Source organism: Sorangium sp. So ce834, from assembly GCF_051521425.1.
In the GTDB taxonomy this organism is placed as follows: domain Bacteria; phylum Myxococcota_A; class Polyangia; order Polyangiales; family Polyangiaceae; genus Sorangium; species Sorangium cellulosum_D.
On the sequence record NZ_CP150351.1, the window covers coordinates 8,076,343 to 8,093,506 of the forward strand.

Annotated in this window: 19 protein-coding genes; 8 read left to right on the forward strand and 11 right to left on the reverse strand. The window is 73.2% G+C overall.

Annotated elements, in window-relative coordinates; translation table 11 throughout:
- Positions 1 to 45: 45 nt before the first annotated feature.
- Genes WMF20_RS29270 through WMF20_RS29280 form a run of 3 tightly spaced genes read right to left on the reverse strand, consistent with a single transcriptional unit; the run spans position 46 to position 2,539 of the window.
- Positions 46 to 1,383 (reverse strand): SLC13 family permease, encoded by a 1,338-nt coding sequence (locus WMF20_RS29270; RefSeq protein ID WP_437605208.1) that lies wholly within the window; start codon positions 1,381 to 1,383, stop codon positions 46 to 48.
- Positions 1,380 to 2,087: a hypothetical protein gene (locus WMF20_RS29275; RefSeq protein WP_437605209.1), complete on the reverse strand. Its 708-nt coding sequence runs from the start codon at positions 2,085 to 2,087 to the stop codon at positions 1,380 to 1,382. The genes WMF20_RS29270 and WMF20_RS29275 overlap by 4 nt, the downstream gene beginning before the upstream one ends.
- Complete coding sequence (locus WMF20_RS29280; protein WP_129577525.1) at positions 2,087 to 2,539, reverse strand: hypothetical protein; 453 nt, start codon at positions 2,537 to 2,539, stop codon at positions 2,087 to 2,089. Before WMF20_RS29280 ends, WMF20_RS29275 begins: the two co-directional genes overlap by 1 nt.
- A gap of 165 nt (positions 2,540 to 2,704) precedes the next feature.
- On the opposite strand from WMF20_RS29280, the gene WMF20_RS29285 reads away from it, so the two are divergent.
- Both WMF20_RS29285 and WMF20_RS29290 read left to right on the forward strand, forming a co-directional pair.
- On the forward strand, positions 2,705 to 4,024 hold the full coding sequence (locus WMF20_RS29285; RefSeq protein WP_437605210.1) for a Vgb family protein: 1,320 nt from the start codon (positions 2,705 to 2,707) through the stop codon (positions 4,022 to 4,024).
- A 127-nt stretch (positions 4,025 to 4,151) separates the two neighbouring features.
- Positions 4,152 to 4,886 carry a transcriptional regulator gene (locus WMF20_RS29290; RefSeq protein ID WP_437605211.1) on the forward strand — a complete coding sequence of 245 codons (735 nt, stop codon included), beginning with the start codon at positions 4,152 to 4,154 and terminating at the stop codon, positions 4,884 to 4,886.
- 21 nt (positions 4,887 to 4,907) lie between these two features.
- Here the strand turns inward: WMF20_RS29290 and WMF20_RS29295 are convergent, their stop codons facing one another.
- Positions 4,908 to 5,063 carry a hypothetical protein gene (locus WMF20_RS29295; RefSeq protein WP_437605212.1) on the reverse strand — a complete coding sequence of 52 codons (156 nt, stop codon included), beginning with the start codon at positions 5,061 to 5,063 and terminating at the stop codon, positions 4,908 to 4,910.
- Positions 5,064 to 5,219: 156 nt separating this feature from the next.
- Between WMF20_RS29295 and WMF20_RS29300 the strand changes: the two genes are divergently transcribed.
- Together WMF20_RS29300 and WMF20_RS29305 are read left to right on the forward strand one after the other, a co-directional pair.
- Entirely contained in the window at positions 5,220 to 6,017 is a 798-nt protein-coding gene (locus WMF20_RS29300) for a hypothetical protein (RefSeq protein ID WP_437605213.1), read from the forward strand.
- Positions 6,018 to 6,239: 222 nt separating this feature from the next.
- Complete coding sequence (locus WMF20_RS29305) at positions 6,240 to 7,400, forward strand: STAS domain-containing protein (protein WP_437605214.1); 1,161 nt, start codon at positions 6,240 to 6,242, stop codon at positions 7,398 to 7,400.
- A gap of 93 nt (positions 7,401 to 7,493) precedes the next feature.
- Here WMF20_RS29305 and WMF20_RS29310 read toward each other — a convergent pair whose 3' ends face one another.
- Positions 7,494 to 9,056 carry a hypothetical protein gene (locus WMF20_RS29310; protein WP_437605215.1) on the reverse strand — a complete coding sequence of 521 codons (1,563 nt, stop codon included), beginning with the start codon at positions 9,054 to 9,056 and terminating at the stop codon, positions 7,494 to 7,496.
- Positions 9,057 to 9,214: 158 nt separating this feature from the next.
- Complete coding sequence (locus WMF20_RS29315) at positions 9,215 to 9,880, reverse strand: glutathione binding-like protein (protein ID WP_437605216.1); 666 nt, start codon at positions 9,878 to 9,880, stop codon at positions 9,215 to 9,217.
- 76 nt (positions 9,881 to 9,956) lie between these two features.
- Here WMF20_RS29315 and WMF20_RS29320 point away from each other — a divergent pair, with 76 nt between their 5' ends.
- Entirely contained in the window at positions 9,957 to 10,925 is a 969-nt protein-coding gene (locus WMF20_RS29320) for a LysR family transcriptional regulator (RefSeq protein ID WP_437605217.1), read from the forward strand.
- Positions 10,926 to 11,160: 235 nt separating this feature from the next.
- Positions 11,161 to 11,589, forward strand: a complete 429-nt coding sequence (locus tag WMF20_RS29325) for a YciI family protein (protein ID WP_437605218.1) — start codon at positions 11,161 to 11,163, stop codon at positions 11,587 to 11,589.
- Positions 11,590 to 11,635: 46 nt separating this feature from the next.
- Here WMF20_RS29325 and argC read toward each other — a convergent pair whose 3' ends face one another.
- From argC to WMF20_RS29340, 3 genes are all read right to left on the reverse strand, one after another.
- Positions 11,636 to 12,586: an N-acetyl-gamma-glutamyl-phosphate reductase gene (gene argC, locus WMF20_RS29330; protein WP_437605219.1), complete on the reverse strand. Its 951-nt coding sequence runs from the start codon at positions 12,584 to 12,586 to the stop codon at positions 11,636 to 11,638.
- A gap of 101 nt (positions 12,587 to 12,687) precedes the next feature.
- The gene (locus tag WMF20_RS29335; protein WP_437605220.1) at positions 12,688 to 13,281 is read right to left on the reverse strand and encodes an RNA polymerase sigma factor; all 594 of its coding nucleotides are present in this window, start codon (positions 13,279 to 13,281) and stop codon (positions 12,688 to 12,690) included.
- An 8-nt stretch (positions 13,282 to 13,289) separates the two neighbouring features.
- Positions 13,290 to 13,502 carry a YgaP family membrane protein gene (locus tag WMF20_RS29340; RefSeq protein WP_437605221.1) on the reverse strand — a complete coding sequence of 71 codons (213 nt, stop codon included), beginning with the start codon at positions 13,500 to 13,502 and terminating at the stop codon, positions 13,290 to 13,292.
- Positions 13,503 to 13,645: 143 nt separating this feature from the next.
- Here WMF20_RS29340 and WMF20_RS29345 point away from each other — a divergent pair, with 143 nt between their 5' ends.
- Positions 13,646 to 14,809, forward strand: a complete 1,164-nt coding sequence (locus WMF20_RS29345) for a M20 metallopeptidase family protein (protein WP_437605222.1) — start codon at positions 13,646 to 13,648, stop codon at positions 14,807 to 14,809.
- A 230-nt stretch (positions 14,810 to 15,039) separates the two neighbouring features.
- Positions 15,040 to 16,308, forward strand: coding sequence for a dicarboxylate/amino acid:cation symporter (locus WMF20_RS29350; RefSeq protein ID WP_437605223.1), 1,269 nt, complete (start codon positions 15,040 to 15,042; stop codon positions 16,306 to 16,308).
- Positions 16,309 to 16,425: 117 nt separating this feature from the next.
- Here WMF20_RS29350 and WMF20_RS29355 read toward each other — a convergent pair whose 3' ends face one another.
- Positions 16,426 to 16,656 (reverse strand): hypothetical protein, encoded by a 231-nt coding sequence (locus WMF20_RS29355; protein WP_437605224.1) that lies wholly within the window; start codon positions 16,654 to 16,656, stop codon positions 16,426 to 16,428.
- A 63-nt stretch (positions 16,657 to 16,719) separates the two neighbouring features.
- Positions 16,720 to 17,121 carry a group II truncated hemoglobin gene (locus WMF20_RS29360; RefSeq protein ID WP_129577545.1) on the reverse strand — a complete coding sequence of 134 codons (402 nt, stop codon included), beginning with the start codon at positions 17,119 to 17,121 and terminating at the stop codon, positions 16,720 to 16,722.
- Positions 17,122 to 17,164: the final 43 nt, after the last annotated feature.

The following is a 17,164-nucleotide window of genomic DNA, read 5'->3' on the forward strand; positions in this document are numbered from 1 at the left end:
TGACCAGCTCGACGGCCATGTCGAGCTGGTGGAGCTGCGGGCGGCTCATCGCCCCGTCCAGACGGCGAGGAGCGCGTACGCGATCGCCACGGCCTGGATGACCGCGAAGCTCAGGAGGCCGGCCGGCAGGAAGTCGAAGAAGCCGAACCGGATGGGCTTGCCGTCGAGGTCCCGCAGGTCGGCCCGCTCCGTGAGCGCCTGCGCGAGCGGGCCCGACGTCGCGGCGGTCAAGAAGAGCGAGCTGCCCGCGCAGACCGACAGGGCAAGGCCGACGTAGACGGCGGGCCCGGGCAGCCGCTCGGCGAGCGACTCGGCCACGTCGAGCAGCGCCGCCATGCTGGGGCCCGCCGAGAACAGCCCGGTGAGCACGCCGGCGAGGACGAGGAACGCGACGAGCTGGAGCGACGGCGCGACCGGCAGCCGCTCCAGCGAGCGCGAGACCTCCTCGAACAGGCCGGTGCGCCGCACCGCCGCGACCATCACGAAGAGCGAGAGGAGGAAGAGCACCGCCTCGATGTCGAGCCCCGTCCTCGCGAGCCGCTCGCCGAGCCTGCGCGCCATGAGCAGCGCCGCGCCGGCGCCGAGCCAGCACACGAGCTCCGGGCCGACGCCGAGCTCCGCGGGCAGGAACAGCCACGCGACCACCATCGCGGAGAGCGACGCCGCCGCCGGCACGAGGAGGCGCCGATCGGCGCGCACCCGCCGGTGCAGCGCCTCCATCGCCGCGCGCGTGAGCCGCGCCGAGACCGGATCGCGCGGCACGCCGGCCGCCGGGCGCACCACGGCGCCCACGACGAGGAGCAGGACGGCGAGCGCGAAGAGCGTCGCCGGGGCGGCGCGGGAGAGGTAGGCCCCGAACGTCATGCTGCCCCGGCCGAGCAGCAGGATGGCCGGGAAGTCGCCGATCGGCGTGGCGGCCCCGCCGAGGTTGCAGGCGACGAGCAAGAGGCCGAGAAGCCAGGAGACGTACCGCTGCCGCGTGCCCATGAGCTTGAGCAGCACGTGCAGCACGGGCAGGACGAGCACGAGCGCCGTGAGGTTGTTGACGACGCCGCTCACGAGGTACATCGCGATCGAGAACACCAAAACGACGCGGAAGGGCTCGGCGCCGCTCAGCCGCGTCGCCGCGACGGCGAGGCGGTCGAAGAGCCGCGAGGCGGCGAGGAGCTGGGACAGGAGCCCCAGGGTCACGAGGATGACGAGCACGTCCCACGGCACGTCGGCGAGCAGGCGCTGCGTGGTCGCGACCCCGAGCAGCGTCGACGCGAGGGAGGCGAGGGCCGCGCCGCCCGTCACGATGAGCACGCGGCGCGACGGCAGGAGCGCCTGGAGCAGGAGCGCGCCGAGCAGGACGGCGAGGAGCGCGGCCTGGGGCGCCGTCACGTCGCCTCGCGCGCGGGCGCGGGCGGGCGGGGCGACGTGACGGCTGCGGCGGTCCCGGGCCCGGGCGGCCGCACGAGGTACGAGAAATCGGCTGGGCTCGTCTCGACCATCCAGCGCGGGTACACCGTCATGGGCCGGCCGAGGATGTCCCAGCCGATCAGCGAGCGGAACTGGGTCCGCACGTCGGGGCCCGAGACGCGCAGCCACGAGGGGCTCACGTGCGCCGCGTGCCCGTCGGTGCCGTAGACGAAGGTGAGCAGCGCGCTCCTCCGCCCGGCCCAGCGGTGGAGCTCGGACAGCTCCACCGGCGTCATGAGCCCGTCGTAGTTCGCGAGCACCCGCCGGAAGTCCGGCTCGAGCCCGCCCGCGTCGGTGACGAGGCCCGCCTCGACGCCGGAGAGCCGCGGCACGAGCGCGTCGAGGCAGTCGGCCTCGATCCCCACGACGAGCAGCCGGGTCACGCCGCGGAGCGCGTCGAGGACGCCCGCGGGGTCGAGCGGCGCCTCGGCGCCGCCGGAGAGCCACTGCTCGGCGATGAAGTCGAGGACGGGGAACTCGCGCCCGAGCTGGTCGCGGGCCTCGCCGACGAGCGGGGCGCCGCCGGCGGCCATCAGCTCGCGCAGGAACAGCCGCGCCGCCGAGCGCATGCCCAGCTCGCCGGCCACCATCCGGAACGCCTGCCCGAGCGCCGGCGGCAGCGCCATCAGGCCGGCTCCACCCCGGCGCGGGCGCGCCCGGCGCGCGCGAAGAGGGCGTCGAGCAGGCAGACCATGGCGGCGTTGGCGAGCGCGTGGTGCGGCGGGCCGTCGGTGAGGCAGTCGACGAGCGCGGCGAGCTCCGGCGAGCCCTTCGGGGCGAGGCGCGTCAACGGCGCGAGCGGGAGGGCCAGCGGGTAGTCGTGATCGCTGCCGCGCGCGAGGTGCGGCGGCAGGCGGATCGGGACGGGCAGCGACTCGCCGCGCGGCGCGCCGCCCTCGTCCGGACCGAGCTCCTCGAGCAGGAGGCCGAGCAGGCAGAGCAGCGTGTAGCTCGCGCCGCGGTGGTGGATGGGGCCCTCCCCCACGATGCACCGGACCACGAAGGCGCGCTCCTCCGCGTCGGGCATCCACGGGGCGAGGAGCGCGTCGAGCCTCCCGGGGCGGATGAGCGCGGACACCGCGGACGAGGGCAACGGAGCGTGGCGCGGGCCATGGTCGCGAGGCGGTCGGGGCGGAGGCATGGGGGCACCTCAGCGTAGCTGCTCGGAACGGCCCGGATCCAGGCTAGATCGAGGCCTGCAGTCGACGAACGATCCTGCGTACGACGCAGCCAAGGAGTCAGCATGCAAGCACGCACAATTTGGGCATTCGGCATCCTGATGGCGCTCTCGGCCTGCTCCGGCGATGGCAGCGAGAGCACCGGCGGCCCCGGGGCCGCCGCGTGCCCCGCGTCGGGCACGGGCTCGCTCGCGCTCGACATCGAGTCGGCCGTGCCCGCCGACGTGCGCGTGAGCGACGCCGCCGGCGTCGTGGACGGCGGCACGGCCGCCGAGAGCCGCACGCTCACGCTGCCGGCGGGCGAGTACCGCGTCAGCGCCCACCGCGTCCGCAGCCCGGGCGAGCTGGTCGGCCCGGCCTACCAGGGCGCGATCGAGGGCGAGGACACCGTGTGCGTGCGCGACGGCGAGACCGCGACCGTGGCGGTGCGGTACACGCGCGAGCCCGGGAGCGAGAAGCTCTGGGTGACGAACGTCAACGGCGACGGCCAGATCCTCGCATTCGACGCCGCGCAGCTCGCGGCGGGCGGCGAGCAGGCCCCGAGCGCGATCATCGACGCGGGCCTCACGAGCCCCACGGCCCTGCGGGTCGACGGCGCGGGCCGCCTGTGGATCGGCGATCGCTCCGGCAAGCTCGCGGCGTACGGCGCGGCGCGCCTTGGCGCGTCGACCGCCGACGAGCCCGACGTGCTGCTCGGCGGCGGCGCCGTGTGCGAGACCTCGTTGCCGTGCGGCCCGCGCGCGCTCGCCTTCGACGCCGAGGGCGCGCTGTGGGTCGCGACCCTGAGCCGCGTCGTGAAGCTCGCGCCCGAGGCGCTCGGCGGCTCGGGCGAGCCCGCGCCCGCGATCACGCTCACGAGCCCCGACGCGAGCCGCCCCGAGTCGCTCGCCTTCGACGCCGACGGCAACCTGTGGGTCGGCGACGGCGCGACGAACGGCGTCGCCAAGTTCGCGGTCGAACGCCTAGCGGCCGACATCGCCGACGAGCCCGCGGACGTGGTCCTCCTCGGCAAGAGCCCGCCGCCCGTGGTCGCCAACCTGCGCGGCCCGCAGGGGCTCGCCTTCGACGCCGACGGCAACCTGTGGGTCGGCTACTTCGCCGGCAACCAGCTCGTGCGGTACACGCCGGAGGAGCGCGCGGCGAGCGGCACGCTCACGCCCGCGGTCCTCTTCGACATCGACGTGCTCGCGCTCGTGACGGACCTCGCCGTCGACGAGTCCGGCAACCTCTGGATGCCGGGGAGCGCGGGCTCGCTGTACCGCATCGACGCCGCCGAGCTCTCCAAGGAGGAGCCGGCGCTCGTCGCGCTCACGAGCGACGTCATCGGGAGCGCGGCGAAGCTCACGCTCAACACCGTGGCAGGGCCGACCTACATCGCGCCTTGAGCCCCTCCACGCGCCGTACACACCGCGGCTTTATCCCACGCAGAGCCCGCTCGTCGGCCGATATCGGATCTGCAGCGAGGCCGATTTCACTCGACGAAACCGCGGTAATTCGGCGTAGCGTGGCAGTATGACCCTGCGACGCGATCATGCCCTCTCCTGCACGACGTTCCTGCTCATCGCATGTGGACTGGCCGGGTGCGGCAAGGCCTCCACGCCGCCCGCGGCCGCGCCGGACGCCGCGGCCTCGGACGCCACGGCCGCGCCGCTGACGCTGCGGCGCTCGGCGGACGACATCATCCTCGCGGCGAAGCTGCCGCCCGAGACCGCGCCGCGCGCGTCGCTCGAGATCCACCGCCTCGACGCCTACGCCGTGTGCAACGCGGCGCAGGCGCGCCTCTCCGCCAGCGTGAACGTGGACGTGGACGCGAGCGCCGGCGCCGGGCCGAGCGCGCTCACCGTGTCGAGCCTCGTCATCGGCGGCCTCGGGCTCGCGGGCGGCATCACCACCACGGTGCTGGCCGCGGGCCTCGAGGCGCCGAAGATCCCGGCGGGCACGCCGTCGCTCCCGGACGCGGAGCCCCCGAACGTGGAGGGCAAGACCGGCGTCATCGTGGCCGGCGTCCTCACCGGCGTCGTCGTCGTGGGCGCGGTGGTCGGCACGCTGCTGCTCGTCGGAGGCGACGACGACGACGACGGGCACAAGGGCAAGCTCGACCTCGGCGCCGGCGGCCCGCGCCTGCGCGGGCTCCGCGACGCGATCCGCGATTTCGAGGCCTCGTGCCCCGACGAGCCCGCAGAGGACGCCCTCACGGCGTGCATCGACAAGGCGCGCGCCCTGCGGAGGACCTGCGCAGCGCGGTGATCGGCGAGGAGGGCTCCGCCGTCACCGGCTCCGGCGGAGCGGCCCCCGCCCCCTGCGCGGGCGCGGCGGGGCCTGGGGCGCCGGGCTCGGCGGCGCATCGCCCGGCGCCGCCGCGAGGCCCTCGAGGATGAGCCGCGCGCCGTAGCGGAACCGCGCGTCGAGATCGGCGTTGGCCACCCGTCCGCGCGACCTCTCGCTTCCCCGGCGCGAAGTTGAATAGACTCCAGAGGCACGGATCACCCGCACAGCGGACGCGCGCGTGCCCGCCCCGACGGCTCCAGCGCTCGATCCGCGCTACCGCGCACGGCCGAGCCGCGCGCCCCCGAGGAGCGAATGAAGCGCAACCATCTGTTCGAGCTCGAAGACTTCAGCTGGTTTCCGGGGTGGCTGCGGTCCTGCATGACGCGCCTGATCGTGACGGTGCACAAGGCGCTCGGATCGAGCGACGAGCTGGCGGAGCTGATCGCCCGCGCGCTCCGTGAGTCGCGCTCCGCCAGCATCGTCGACCTCTGCTCCGGGAGCGGCGGCCCGATGCTCGACGTCCTGGAGCGCCTGAACCAGAAGCCGGGGTTCGAGGGCGTCACGCTGACGCTCACCGATCTCTACCCCAACACGGAGGCGGCGACGCGCATCAACGCCCGGGCAGGGAGCAACGTGTCGTACCGGACGACCCCGCTCGACGCCACCGAGGCGGGCCGCGAGACGGCGGGGCTCCGGACCATGATCAGCAGCTTCCACCACATGAGACCGGAGAGCGCGAGAAAGATCTTGGAGACGGCCCAGAGGAGCAGACAGCCCATCTGCATCTTCGAGATCAGCGACAACAGCTATCCGGCGTTTCTCTGGTGGACCGCCCTGCCGGCCAACTTCCTCATGTGCCTCGTCATGACGCCGCTGGCGAGGCCCGTGACCGCGCGGCAGCTCGTCTTCACGTACCTCTTCCCGATCATCCCGCTGTGCTTCGCCTGGGACGGGGCGGTCTCGAACGCGAGGACCTACACGCTCGAGGACCTGGACGAGCTGCTGCGCGGGCTCGGGGACGAAGGGTATCGATGGGAAAAGGGGGTGATCGGCGGCAGGATGAAGAAGATCTACCTGCTCGGCATTCCCACCCAGGTCGCCGGCGGCTGAACCGCTCCGACGCGGACGAACCGGTATGTACCGGTCGTACGGCGACCGGCGCTCGCCGGCGGCGGCCAGCGGCGCCGCATTCCTGTCGTCGAATCGAGAGACCGGGTTAAGGCGAGGCCCTTGTGCGCGTTCCGGATTGCCCCCTACTATCGACGTGCGGTCATCGATGTAACGTGGGATGCGCAACCGCGATTCGCCTGTCCGGTTGCGGAGGGGAGCACGATGACCGAAGCGAATGGATCGCTTGGTTCGCTGGACGATTTCATCGCCCACTCTACGGAGATGCTGTTCGTCGCGAGGGGCGACGGCGCGCTGTTGCGGTGGAGCGAAGCGCTGGGCCAGGCCGTCGGGCCTGCGCTCGCACAAGGGACCACGTTGACCGAGCTCTTCCACCCGGAGGACCGCTGCACGCTCACGACGAGCTGGGAGCAGGTCCGCGGGAGCACCGCCCCCGTGGAGCTCCACGGCCGGATCCTGAGCGCGGAGCAGAGCTACAGGCCGTTCTCGTGCGTCGTGCGCGGCGCGCGCACGGATGGGCTGGTCTACGGCGCGTTCCGCGACGCGCCCCCCGGCGACGGCGTCCAGGGGGAGCTGGCCCGGCTGAGGGAGCGGGACCGGATCCTCAGCGCGCTCATCGACGCCCTCCCGATAGCGGTGTGGGCCATCGACGCCGATGGCACATACACCTACCACGACGGCAAGGCGCTCGCGGCCGCCGGTCATCGGCCTGGGCAGCTCGTTGGACAGAACATCTTCGACCTTTACGGCGACATGGCGGACGGCATCGAGCGCGCGCTGGCCGGCGAGGCGCTGCACGGGCTGTCGGAGGTCCACGGCTGCGTGTGGGAGAGCTGGATGGTCCCGCTCTCCAGGGCCGCGGGGCACGTCCGCTCCGTCGTCGGGTTCTCGCTCGACGTGACGGAGGGCCAGCGCGCGCACGAGGCCCTCCAGACGAAGCTCGACGTGATCGAGGCGCAGCAGCGGGTCATCCGGGAGCTCGCCGCGCCGATCATCGAGGTGTGGGACGGCGTGCTGGCGCTGCCCATGATCGGCGTCGTCGACAGCGCGAGGACGGCCGAGGCGATGGAGAGCCTGCTCGAGGCGATCTCGAGCCGCGCGGCGCGCTTCGCGGTCCTGGATCTCACCGGCGTGCAGGTCGTGGACACGAAGGTGGCCGATCACCTGATCAAGCTCGTGAGGGCCATCCAGCTGCTCGGCGCCGAGGGGATCATCTGCGGCATCCGCCCGAACGTGGCGCAAACGATGGTGGCGCTGGGGCTCGACCTCAGCGCCATCGTGACAAAGGCCAACCTGCGGGCCGGCCTCACGCACTGCATGCAGCGGCTGAGCCGGCGCCCGCCGGCGCCGCGCTCGAGCCCCTGACCGGCGCGCCGCCCACCGCGGCGCGGCGCGAGGAGCTACGCCACCCCTGGCGCAGCTCGCGCGCTCGGCGCCGCGAACGCGGGGCGCCTGGGCTCAGAACAGCTCGATGTCGTCGAGCTCGAGGGACGCCGCCTGCCCCGCGGGCGTGCGCCAGATCAGGTCCATGACGTTCCACACGTCGAGCGGCGCCGGTGTGCCCCACCCCTGCTGCCGCAGGTCCGACCAGCGCACTTCCACGGTGATCCACTCCGATCCGGACCAGAGCTCGATTCCATGGTGGTCGAGGCAAACCGAGCAGTACCCACTCTCGGGCACGGTGAGGAGCGAGCTGACCTCGAAGCGGACCGGGTAGGACTCGGAGCGCATCTTGAAGCGGATGCCCTGGAAGCTCGCCACGTTGACCGACCACGCGTCGAAGTCGAGCATGACGCCGGCGCCCCACTCGGTCGGGATCGCCGGGGAGTAAACGCCGAGCGCCGTCCCGGTGCCGGGCCCTGCCGACGGGACCAGCTCGAGGGGCGGGATGGTCGCGTCGCTCAGCGCCACCCACGGCCCGGTGAACGGCGGCGAGATGCCGGCGTACGGCGGGCCGCCAAAGAAGTCTCCGTCATCGAAGCTCTCGATGAGGAGGGCCGGCGTCGCGCAGAAAGGCAGCCACTGGCAGTCCGGATCGCCGCAATCCGTGAGCCCGTCCCAGTCGTCGTCGTAGCCGTTGCTGCACGCCGCGTCGGTGCTCTCGCCCCACGGCATGCAGGCGGGCTGCCCCTGGCACTCCGGATCGTTGCAATCCGCGAGCCCGTCCCCGTCGTCGTCGTAGCCGTTGCTGCACGCCGCATCGTTGTCCTCGCGCCACGGCACGCAGTAGGGCTGCCACTGGCACTCCGGATCGCTGCAGTCCGCGTACCCGTCCCCGTCGTCATCGTAGCCGTTGCTGCAGGCCACGTCGGTGTTCTCGCCCCATGGCGCGCAGAAGGGCTGCCACTGGCAGTCCGAATCGCCGCAGTCCGTGTATCCGTCCCCGTCGTCATCGTAGCCGTTGCTGCAGGCCACGTCGGTGTTCTCGCCCCATGGCGCGCAGAAGGGCTGCCACTGGCAGTCCGGATCGCTGCAGTCCGCGTACCCGTCCCCGTCGTCATCGTAGCCGTTGCTGCACGCCACGTCGGTGTCCTCGCGGAGCGCCGTCGTGTCGTCGACCCCGATGGCGATGTCGAGCGTCCCCTGGCCGACGGAGACGACATCGTCGTCCGCCCGGAATTGAAATACGACCGTCGACGCCGCGCCTTCGTAGATGAAGACCGACGCCGGGTTGGGCGACGTCAGGGCCGCCTGGACCTGCTGGTAGCCGCCGCCGGTCCACCGCTCGAGGACCCAGCCGGGCTCCAGGTACACGTCATAGCGGCCGACCGGCAGCACCTCCGTGAGCACCGTCGTGTCGACGTCTCCATACACGAGCCGGTTCGTCGGGCCGTTGATGTCGAACCACGCGCGGGATAGGCGGTAGGTCGCGCCCGTGGCGCTGGTCCCGACCAGGGCGAGGCTGATCGAGCCGACGTCGGAAACCTGCTCGGCGCCGTCCGGCGCCTCCGCTCCGCAGCCGACCGGGATCGTGAGCGCCGAAAGAATCGAGCAGACGAAGAGTTGTCGCAAGTATCTCATGATAACTTCGTATCAGAGACGCCCGCGCATGAAAAGCGCGTTCGGCGGCCGCGTGACGACGGCGCGCGGCCGTCTGTCATTTTTATCGGCGCGCGGCGAGCGGCGCGCGCCGTCGTCGATTTCGTGCGGCGCGCGCAGGTCGCGTCGCGGTCGACCCGTCACCCGACGGCGCGCTGGGCGCCGGCGGGGAGGCTCTCCCCGTGGCGCTCGGTCTCCCGGACGAAGCGCGCCCACTCCTCGTCGAAGGCGCGCGCCACGCTGGGGCGCGCACGCAGGCGCGCCTGGTACGCGCGGAGCGCCGGCCAGGCCTTCAGGTCGATGGGCGTGACCGAGGACCAGTTGAGCACCGTGAAGAGGTAGGCGTCGGCGACCGAGAAGCGATCGAGCAGGAACTCCCGCCCTTCGAGCCGCCCCGCCACCCAGCCGAGGCGCGCGTCCGCCTTGGCGAGCGCGTAGCTCTTGACCTCGGCCGGGGCCGCCTTGTCGAGGAGCGGCACGTAGACCGCCTTGTGGAGCTCGGTGCCGATGAAGCACAGCCACTGCTGGAGCCGCGCCCGGCCGAGCGGATCCCGCGGCGCGAGCCCCGCCTCCGGGGACCGCTCCGCGACGAGCTGCAGGACCGCCGCGTTCTCGGTGAGGATCTCGCCGCCCTCGATCTCGAGCGCGGGCACGAGCCCGAGCGGGTGGACGGCGCGGAAGTCCGCGCCGTCCTCGGTCCGCTTCGTCTTCGGGTCGACCTCGACGAACGAGGCCTCCGCGCCGGCCTCGTAGAGCGCGATGCGCGTGGCGAGAGAGCATGCGAGCGGGGAGAAATAGAGCTTCATGAAGACCTCCTGACGGCGAGGAAGGTGCGCCTCGAGAGGCTGTGCGTCCAACGCATCGTCGTGATAGGATCTATGCGTGTCACGCATAGCTGCTCTCCCTGCGCCCCCGGCCATCGGCCCGCGGCCCCAGCTCGAGATCCGCGATCTGGAGCTCGTCGTCGCGCTCTCGGCCGCCGGGAGCACGGCGGGCGCGGCGTCCGCGATGCACATCACGCAGTCCGCCGTGAGCCGGGCGCTCGCCCAGGCGGAGGAGCGCGTCGGCGCGCGCCTCTTCGAGCGCACCGCGCGCGGGGTCACGCCGACCGCCGCGGGCGAGCGGCTCATCGCCGGCGCCGGGCTCATCCTCGCGCAGCTCCGCGAGCTCGAGCTGGAGGTGGCGGCGCCCGCGGCCCCGACGACGCGCGTCCGCCTCGTGTGCGAGTGCTACACGGCGTACCGCTGGCTGCCCTCGGCGATGGCGGGCCTACGGCGCCGGCTGCCCCGCCTCGAGGTGGAGCTCGCGGTGGAGCACACCCAGGATCCGGTCGGCGCGCTCGTCCGGGGCGACATCGACGTCGCGCTGCTCACCACCGCTTCGTTGCCGGGCCCCCGCGAGGGGGGCGGCGCGCTCGCGGAGCGGCCGCTCTTCTCGGACGAGGTCGTGTTCGTGGTCTCGACCTCGCACCCGCTCGCCGGGCGGGGGTCGCTCACGCGCGATCACCTCCGGAAGGGCCCGCTCATCACGTCGAACACGCCGCCGGCCGAGGCGCGCTGGTTCATGGGCGCCGTCTTCGGGCGAAAGCGGCCCAGGCTCGAGTTCCTGCGCTTTCCGCTGACCGAGGCCGTCATCGACGCGGCGCGCGCCGGCATGGGCATCGCGGTCCTGTCGGAGTGGATGGCGCACGGCTATCTCGCGGACGGCGATCTGACGGTCAAGCGGCTCTCGTCCGGCCCGCTGCGCCGGCCGTGGCGGATCGCCTGCCGGCGCGCGTCGGCGGACGCCGCCGAGCGCCTGAGCGCCGCGCTGGAGAGCTCGGCGCCGCGGCTCTACACCCGCGCCGGATGAGGCGGCGAGCCGCGCCTCGGGACGTGCGGCGATGGCGGAGGCGCCGCGCCAGGGCGCCGGGGACCGGACGGACGGGTGAGGGCGGGCGGCGCGGGCGCCCCTGCTTCGGGCCGACGCAGAAAAAAATCGCCCGATGTGTCGATCTCGCGTCCCCTCGTTCGTCGCGTCGACAAGGGCGAGGGCTCACGCCCGGTCGAGACCGCGCCGAGCGCGGCTCGAGAAGGGAGACACGACGATGCGATTCATGATGCTGATGATCCCGAAGGGGTACGAGAGCGCGGCGCCGGGCACGATGCCGGACGCCAAGGCGGTCGCTGCGATGATGAGGTACAACGAATCCTTGCAGAGGGCGGGCGTGCTGCTCGCGCTCGACGGCCTCCACCCGCCCTCGATGGGCGCGCGCATCTCGTTCCCCGGAGGGAAGCCCCAGGTGGTCGACGGGCCTTTTGCCGAGGCAAAGGAGGTGCTCGGCGGCTACTGGATCATCCAGGTGAAGTCGAGGGAAGAGGCGATCGCGTGGGCCTCGCGCTGCCCCGGCTCGGAAGACGCGATCATCGAGGTTCGCCAGGTCCAGGAGCTCGCGGACTTCCCCCCCGACGTCCAGGAGGCCGTGGCCGGGCTGCCCGAGATGCTGGCGCAGCCGGCGCGGCGCATGAGCACGTGACGCCGCGGCCGCAGCGCCCCGGTGGGCCCCGCGCGCGGGGCCACGATCAGCCGAGGCCGGTGTCCTCCGGCGTGCCCAGCATCAGATTCAGGTTCTGCACCGCCGCGCCGGAGGCGCCTTTGCCGAGGTTGTCGAGGCGCGCGACGACCAGGATCTGATCGGGCTTGCCGAACACGAAGACGTCGAGTCGGTTCGTGTCGTTGCACTCGAGGGCGCCGAGGTAGCCGTCGTCCAGCGCGCACTGGCCGCCGAGCGGCATCACCCGGATGAACGGCTCGCCAGCGTAATACGACGCGTAGAGCTCGTGCACCGACGCGGGCGTCGCCGGCCGGCTCAGGGCGTCCACGAAGAGCGGCACCGAGACGAGCATGCCCTTGTAGAAGTCGCCCACGACCGGCTGGAAGAGCGGCGCCCGCTCCAGCCCGGCGACGGCGCGCATCTCCGGCAGGTGCTTGTGCTGCAGGGTGAGCCCGTACGGGCGCGCGCTGCGGAGCTGCTCGCGGCGGGCCGGGTCGGCCTGCTCGTAGGCCTGGATCAGCTTGCGCCCGCCGCCGCTGTAGCCGGTGAGCGAGTGGGCGACCACGCGGGCGTCCCTGGACAGGAGCCCCTGATCGACCAGCGGAACCACGAGCGCGAGGAAGCCGGTCGCGTGGCACCCGGGGACGGCGACGCGCCGCGCGCGCCGGACGGCCTCGCGCTGCCCGGGGCGGAGCTCCGGGAAGCCGTACACCCAGCCGTCGGCGGTGCGGTGCGCGGTGCTCGGATCGATGACGCGCGTGCTCGGGTTCTCGATCATCCCGATCGACTCGCGGGCGGCGTCGTCGGGCAGGCACGTGATGAGCAGATCCGCCTCGTTGATCATCGCGCGGCGCGCCGCCGGGTCCTTGCGCCGCTCCGGATCGATCTCGAGCAGCTGGAGGTCGCGGCGGCCCTGCAGCCGCTCGCGGATCTGGAGCCCCGTCGTCCCTTCCTGTCCGTCGATGAACACCCGATGCATGGTGGGCGTTTCCATACGCCGAGCGCGCCCCCGGGACCAGCGCTTCGCGCGCCCGAGGGCAGCCGGATTGGCCTGGTGGGCTCTTGCTCGCGAACCTGCCCCTACCCTCCTCCGTTACGCGCGCGAGGCACGGGGGGCGCGCCCTCCCGCCGGAGGACCTCCGCCCGCACGAGCTGCCGCGCCCGGTGCAGCCGGCTCTTCATGGCCGCCTCTCCGAGCCCGAGCATCCGGCACACCTCCTCGCCGGTCAGCCCCTCGACGTCTCGCAGCACGAGCACCTCGCGGTAAGGCCGCTCCAGCGCGGCGATCGCCTCGTGTACCGCGCGCACGAGCCGCCAGCGCTCGAAGGCGGCCTGCGGATCGAGCTCGCCCGAGGGCGCCGCGTCGGCGTCGTCGACCCGCTCGCCGAGCCGCGCGCGCTCCCGCGCGAACGGGCGCAGCATGCGCAGGCACGCGTTCCGGACCACCGTCATGAGCCACGAGAGGACGCCCGGATCCCGCGCCACCTCCGGGCGGCGCGCGAGCTTCGCGAACGCCTCCTGGACGGCGTCGTCCGCGTCGAAGGCGTCGCGGCACACGCGCAGCCCGAAGCGGTACACGCGGTCGTGGTAGGCGCGCACGAGCAGCTCCAGCGCGCCGTCGTCGCCGCGCGCCGCCGCCGTGAGGACCGTATCGTGTGACGTCGACGTGTCCATCGAGCGCCTCAGCCCCGCGGGAGCGGGCAGGTGGACCTGCCGAGCAGAGCGTACCCGAGGCACGCGCCCGACAGCGCCGTGAAGAGCAGGTACACGCCCGCCAGACCGAACGCGCCGAGGCGCGCCGCGAGCGGCAGCGGCGCCGCCCAGGCGCACGCCAGCAGGGCCAGCGCCGAAAGACCACGGAACAGGCGATCCATCTTTCCCACATTGCGTCTCATGCGCTCCTCCATCCCTCGCCTGGAGAAGCCCCGGCGCGGGGCGAAGGATTCAGGAAATCGTCACCGGCGCGAGGCTCGCTCCGCGGGCCGCGGGCGACGCGGTCGCCGGCGCGGCGCGGCGAGGCGGGTGGTACCATCGCGGCATGGCCGATGACCTGGGCAGGGACGTGCAGCTCCTCGATCGCGATCTCGTGGCGGTGCGGCGCGATCTGCACCGGCACCCCGAGCTCGGCTACGCCGAGGTGCGCACGTCGCAGATCGTCGCGGAGCGGCTGCGCAAGCTCGGCCTGTCGGTGCGCACCGGCGTGGCCGGGACGGGCGTCATCGCCGACCTCGAGGGCGAGCGCGCCGGCGGCACCCTGCTCTTGCGCGCCGACATGGACGCGCTGCCGGTCGAGGAGCAGTCGGGGCACGACTTCCCGTCCGAGGCGAGGGGCGTGATGCACGCGTGCGGCCACGACGCCCACGTGAGCGCGCTGCTCGGCGCGGCCACGCTGCTCGCGGCGCGGCGGGACCGCATCGCCGGCAGGGTCCGCTTCCTCTTCCAGCCCGCGGAGGAGCTCGCGGGCGGCGCGCTGCGGATGATCGAGGCGGGGGCGCTCGACGGCGTCGATCAGGCGCTCGGCGCGCACGTGCTCTCGCCGCTGCCGTTCGGGGTGGTGGCGACGCGGCCCGGGCCGTTCTTCGCGGGGATCGACACGTTCGAGATCGCCGTGGTCGGGAAGGCGGGCCACGGCGGGCTGCCGCACCTGTCGGTCGATCCGATCTACACGGCGGCGCAGGTCGTGACCGCGCTGCAGTCGATCGTCTCGCGCGAGACGAAGCCGGGCGAGCCGCTCGTCGTGAGCATCTCGGCCATCTCCGGCGGGAACGCGGCCAACGTCGTCGTCGAGCGCGTGGCGCTCCAGGGCACGGTGCGCTGGTTCTCGCAGGCGAGCCGGGAGCACGCGCTCGACCGTCTCCAGGGGATCGCCTCGGGGGTGTGCTCGGCACTGCGGGCCTCGTGCGAGTTCAGGGTGCTGTCGAGCTCGCCCGTGACGGCCAACGCCGCGGCGCCCGTGGATCTTGTCGCGGCCGCGGCGCGGGCGACGCAGCGCGCCGAGGTCATGGATCCCGGGCCGCTCACGGTCAGCGAGGATTTCTCGGAGTTCACGACCCGCGTGCCTGGATGCCTCTTCACGGTGGGCGCGGGCGGGCCGACCGCTGCGCCGCACCACCACCACGCGTTCGACCTCGATGAGCGCGCGATCGGGCTCATCGCGGAAATTTTTACGAGGGCGGCGCTGTCAGCGCTCAGGCCGGAGTGACGCGGCCGGCGCCGCGGCCGGCGCAACCTGGGTGCGAGGCGGCCGAGCTCAACCTGGGTGAGCCACCGACCTGCCCGGCTCAACCTGGGTGAGGCGGCGGGCGGCCCCGGCTCAACCTGGGTGAGGCGACGGGCGGCCCCGGCCCCGGGCTCAACCTGGTTGCGTCCGGACGGCGGCGAGCGGCGACGCCCGCGCGCTCCCCCCGCCGTGGCGCCATGCTGGCGGCCGCGATGACGAGAACGCTGCGGACCCTCCTCACCTCCCACCGCTTCACCCTGCTCCTGCTCGCCTCGATCGCCGCCGGCGCCGGGCTCGGCCTCGCGCTCGGCGAGCGCACGGCGGTGCTCAAGCCGCTCGGCGACCTCTTCCTCAACCTCCTGTTCACCCTCGTCGTGCCGCTGATCTTCTTCTCCATCTCCTCCGCGGTGGCCGGCATGAGCAGCCTGCGGCGCCTCGGGCGCATCATGACCGCGATGCTCGGCGTCTTCGTCGCGACCGGCCTTGTCGCGTCGGCGCTGATGCTCGCCGCGGTCGCGCTCTACCCGCCCGCCGAGGGCCTGCAGGTGACGCTGCCCGGCAAGCCGGAGGTCGCGCCGGTCAGCCTCGGCGACCAGCTGGTGGGCGCGGTCAGCGTCCCCGACTTCGGCGACCTGCTCTCCCGCAGGAACGTGCTGCCGCTCATCGTGATGGCCTTCCTGGTCGGCCTCGGCACCACGGCCGCCGGCGAGCGCGGCCAGCCGGTCGCGCGCCTGCTCGCCTCGGCGAACGAGGTGATGCTCAAGCTCGTCGACTTCGTGATGTACTACGCGCCGATCGGCCTCGGCGCCTACTTCGCGCACCTCGTCGGCGCCTTCGGCCCGACGCTCCTCCAGTCGTACGTCCGCGCCGTCGGGCTCTTCTACCCGCTCGCCGCCGCGTACTTCTTCCTCGCCTTCACGCTCTACGCGTGGCTCGCCGGCCGCGGGCGCGCGGCGAGGGCGTTCTGGAAGAACATCCCGACGCCGGCGCTCACCGCGCTCGCGACCTCGAGCAGCATGGCGACCATCCCCTCGAACCTCGAGGCGGCGCGGCGCTCCCGGGTGCCTGACGACATCGCGGAGGTGGTCATCCCGATCGGCGCGACCATCCACATGGAGGGCTCGTGCCTCTCGGCGGTGCTCAAGACAGCGCTGCTCTTCGGCGTCTTCGGCCGCGAGCTCGGCGGAGCGGACACGTACCTGGCCGTGCTGGGGGTCGCGCTCCTGAGCGGCACCGTGATGAGCGGCATCCCCGGCGGGGGATTCATCGGAGAGCTGGTGATCGTCTCGCTCTTCGGGTTTCCGATGGAGGCGCTGCCCATCATCTCCACGGTCGGCGCGCTCGTGGATCCGCCGGCCACGCTGGTCAACGCGGTCGGCGACAACGTGAGCAGCATGATGGTGGCCCGCCTCCTCGACGGCCCGGCCTGGCACGAGCGGCCGGCGGACGCCGCGCCGCACGCGCCCCCTGCAGGCGCCTGACCCGGCGCGCCCCGGGGAGGCGCCGTTCACGCCCCTGAAGCCAGGGCGCTCTCGCGCGCGGCGCCCGAGGACCGGCGCCCTTCACCAGCCGGACTTCTGCCCGAGGACCGGCGCCCTTCACCAGCCGGACTTCTCGTCGTCGCCCAGCACGCTGCCGATCAGCCCGGCGGCGCCGCCCGCGGCCGCGCCGCCGCCGCCTCCCAGCAGACCTCCGACGAGCGCGCCCTTCACCGCCCCGCCGACGAGATCGCCCTCCGGCGACTCCGTCGCTTCCCCCTCGGCAACCGGGGCTGGCCTCTCCTGCCGGGTTGCGGTCTTCGCTGGCTGGTTCTTCTTCTGCCTCTTCATGGTGAGCCTGGGTGCAACCTCCGCACCAGCAGCGATGGGCGCTCACCGGACGGAAGGAACGGCTCAGCCCGGCCGGTTGCGCATGAAGTCCGCCACCTCGCCGAAGCGCTGGTCCAGGAAGGCGTGGAGCGGCGCGGGCACGCCGAGCTCGGTCATCGCCGCGCGCATGCAGCGCAGCCACGCGTCGCGCATCGCCACATCGACCGGGACGCGGGCGTGGCGCATTCGCAGCCGCGGGTGGCCGTGCGCCGCGATGTAGTCCTGCGGGCCGCCCAGCCAGCCGATCAGGAAGAGCGCGAAGCGGTCGCGGCTCTCCCGCGCGACCTGGCCGCGCTCGTCGCACACGTGGAGGCGCGCGAGCGCCGGCTCGTCGCGGGCCATGAGGTCGTAGAAGCGCTCGACCAGCCGGCGCACCGCCGGCTCGCCGCCCAGCAGAGCGAAAGGGGTCTCGGACGCATCGACCATTCGCACGCCGTCTAGCGATCCGCCGCGGTGTCGTCAACGTGGG

What these genes read in the sequence shown, in the direction of transcription:
- WMF20_RS29275 (WP_437605209.1), bottom strand. Translation starts at nt 2,087, where the DNA reads ATGGCGCTGCCGCCGGCGCTCGGGCAGGCGTTCCGGATGGTGGCCGGC.
- WMF20_RS29285 (WP_437605210.1), top strand. Translation starts at nt 2,705, where the DNA reads ATGCAAGCACGCACAATTTGGGCATTCGGCATCCTGATGGCGCTCTCG.
- WMF20_RS29290 (WP_437605211.1), top strand. Translation starts at nt 4,152, where the DNA reads ATGACCCTGCGACGCGATCATGCCCTCTCCTGCACGACGTTCCTGCTC.
- WMF20_RS29300 (WP_437605213.1), top strand. Translation starts at nt 5,220, where the DNA reads ATGAAGCGCAACCATCTGTTCGAGCTCGAAGACTTCAGCTGGTTTCCG.
- WMF20_RS29305 (WP_437605214.1), top strand. Translation starts at nt 6,240, where the DNA reads ATGACCGAAGCGAATGGATCGCTTGGTTCGCTGGACGATTTCATCGCC.
- WMF20_RS29310 (WP_437605215.1), bottom strand. Translation starts at nt 9,056, where the DNA reads ATGAGATACTTGCGACAACTCTTCGTCTGCTCGATTCTTTCGGCGCTC.
- WMF20_RS29315 (WP_437605216.1), bottom strand. Translation starts at nt 9,880, where the DNA reads ATGAAGCTCTATTTCTCCCCGCTCGCATGCTCTCTCGCCACGCGCATC.
- WMF20_RS29325 (WP_437605218.1), top strand. Translation starts at nt 11,161, where the DNA reads ATGCGATTCATGATGCTGATGATCCCGAAGGGGTACGAGAGCGCGGCG.
- argC (WP_437605219.1), bottom strand. Translation starts at nt 12,586, where the DNA reads ATGCATCGGGTGTTCATCGACGGACAGGAAGGGACGACGGGGCTCCAG.
- WMF20_RS29335 (WP_437605220.1), bottom strand. Translation starts at nt 13,281, where the DNA reads ATGGACACGTCGACGTCACACGATACGGTCCTCACGGCGGCGGCGCGC.
- WMF20_RS29340 (WP_437605221.1), bottom strand. Translation starts at nt 13,502, where the DNA reads ATGAGACGCAATGTGGGAAAGATGGATCGCCTGTTCCGTGGTCTTTCG.
- WMF20_RS29345 (WP_437605222.1), top strand. Translation starts at nt 13,646, where the DNA reads ATGGCCGATGACCTGGGCAGGGACGTGCAGCTCCTCGATCGCGATCTC.
- WMF20_RS29350 (WP_437605223.1), top strand. Translation starts at nt 15,040, where the DNA reads ATGACGAGAACGCTGCGGACCCTCCTCACCTCCCACCGCTTCACCCTG.
- WMF20_RS29355 (WP_437605224.1), bottom strand. Translation starts at nt 16,656, where the DNA reads ATGAAGAGGCAGAAGAAGAACCAGCCAGCGAAGACCGCAACCCGGCAG.
- WMF20_RS29360 (WP_129577545.1), bottom strand. Translation starts at nt 17,121, where the DNA reads ATGGTCGATGCGTCCGAGACCCCTTTCGCTCTGCTGGGCGGCGAGCCG.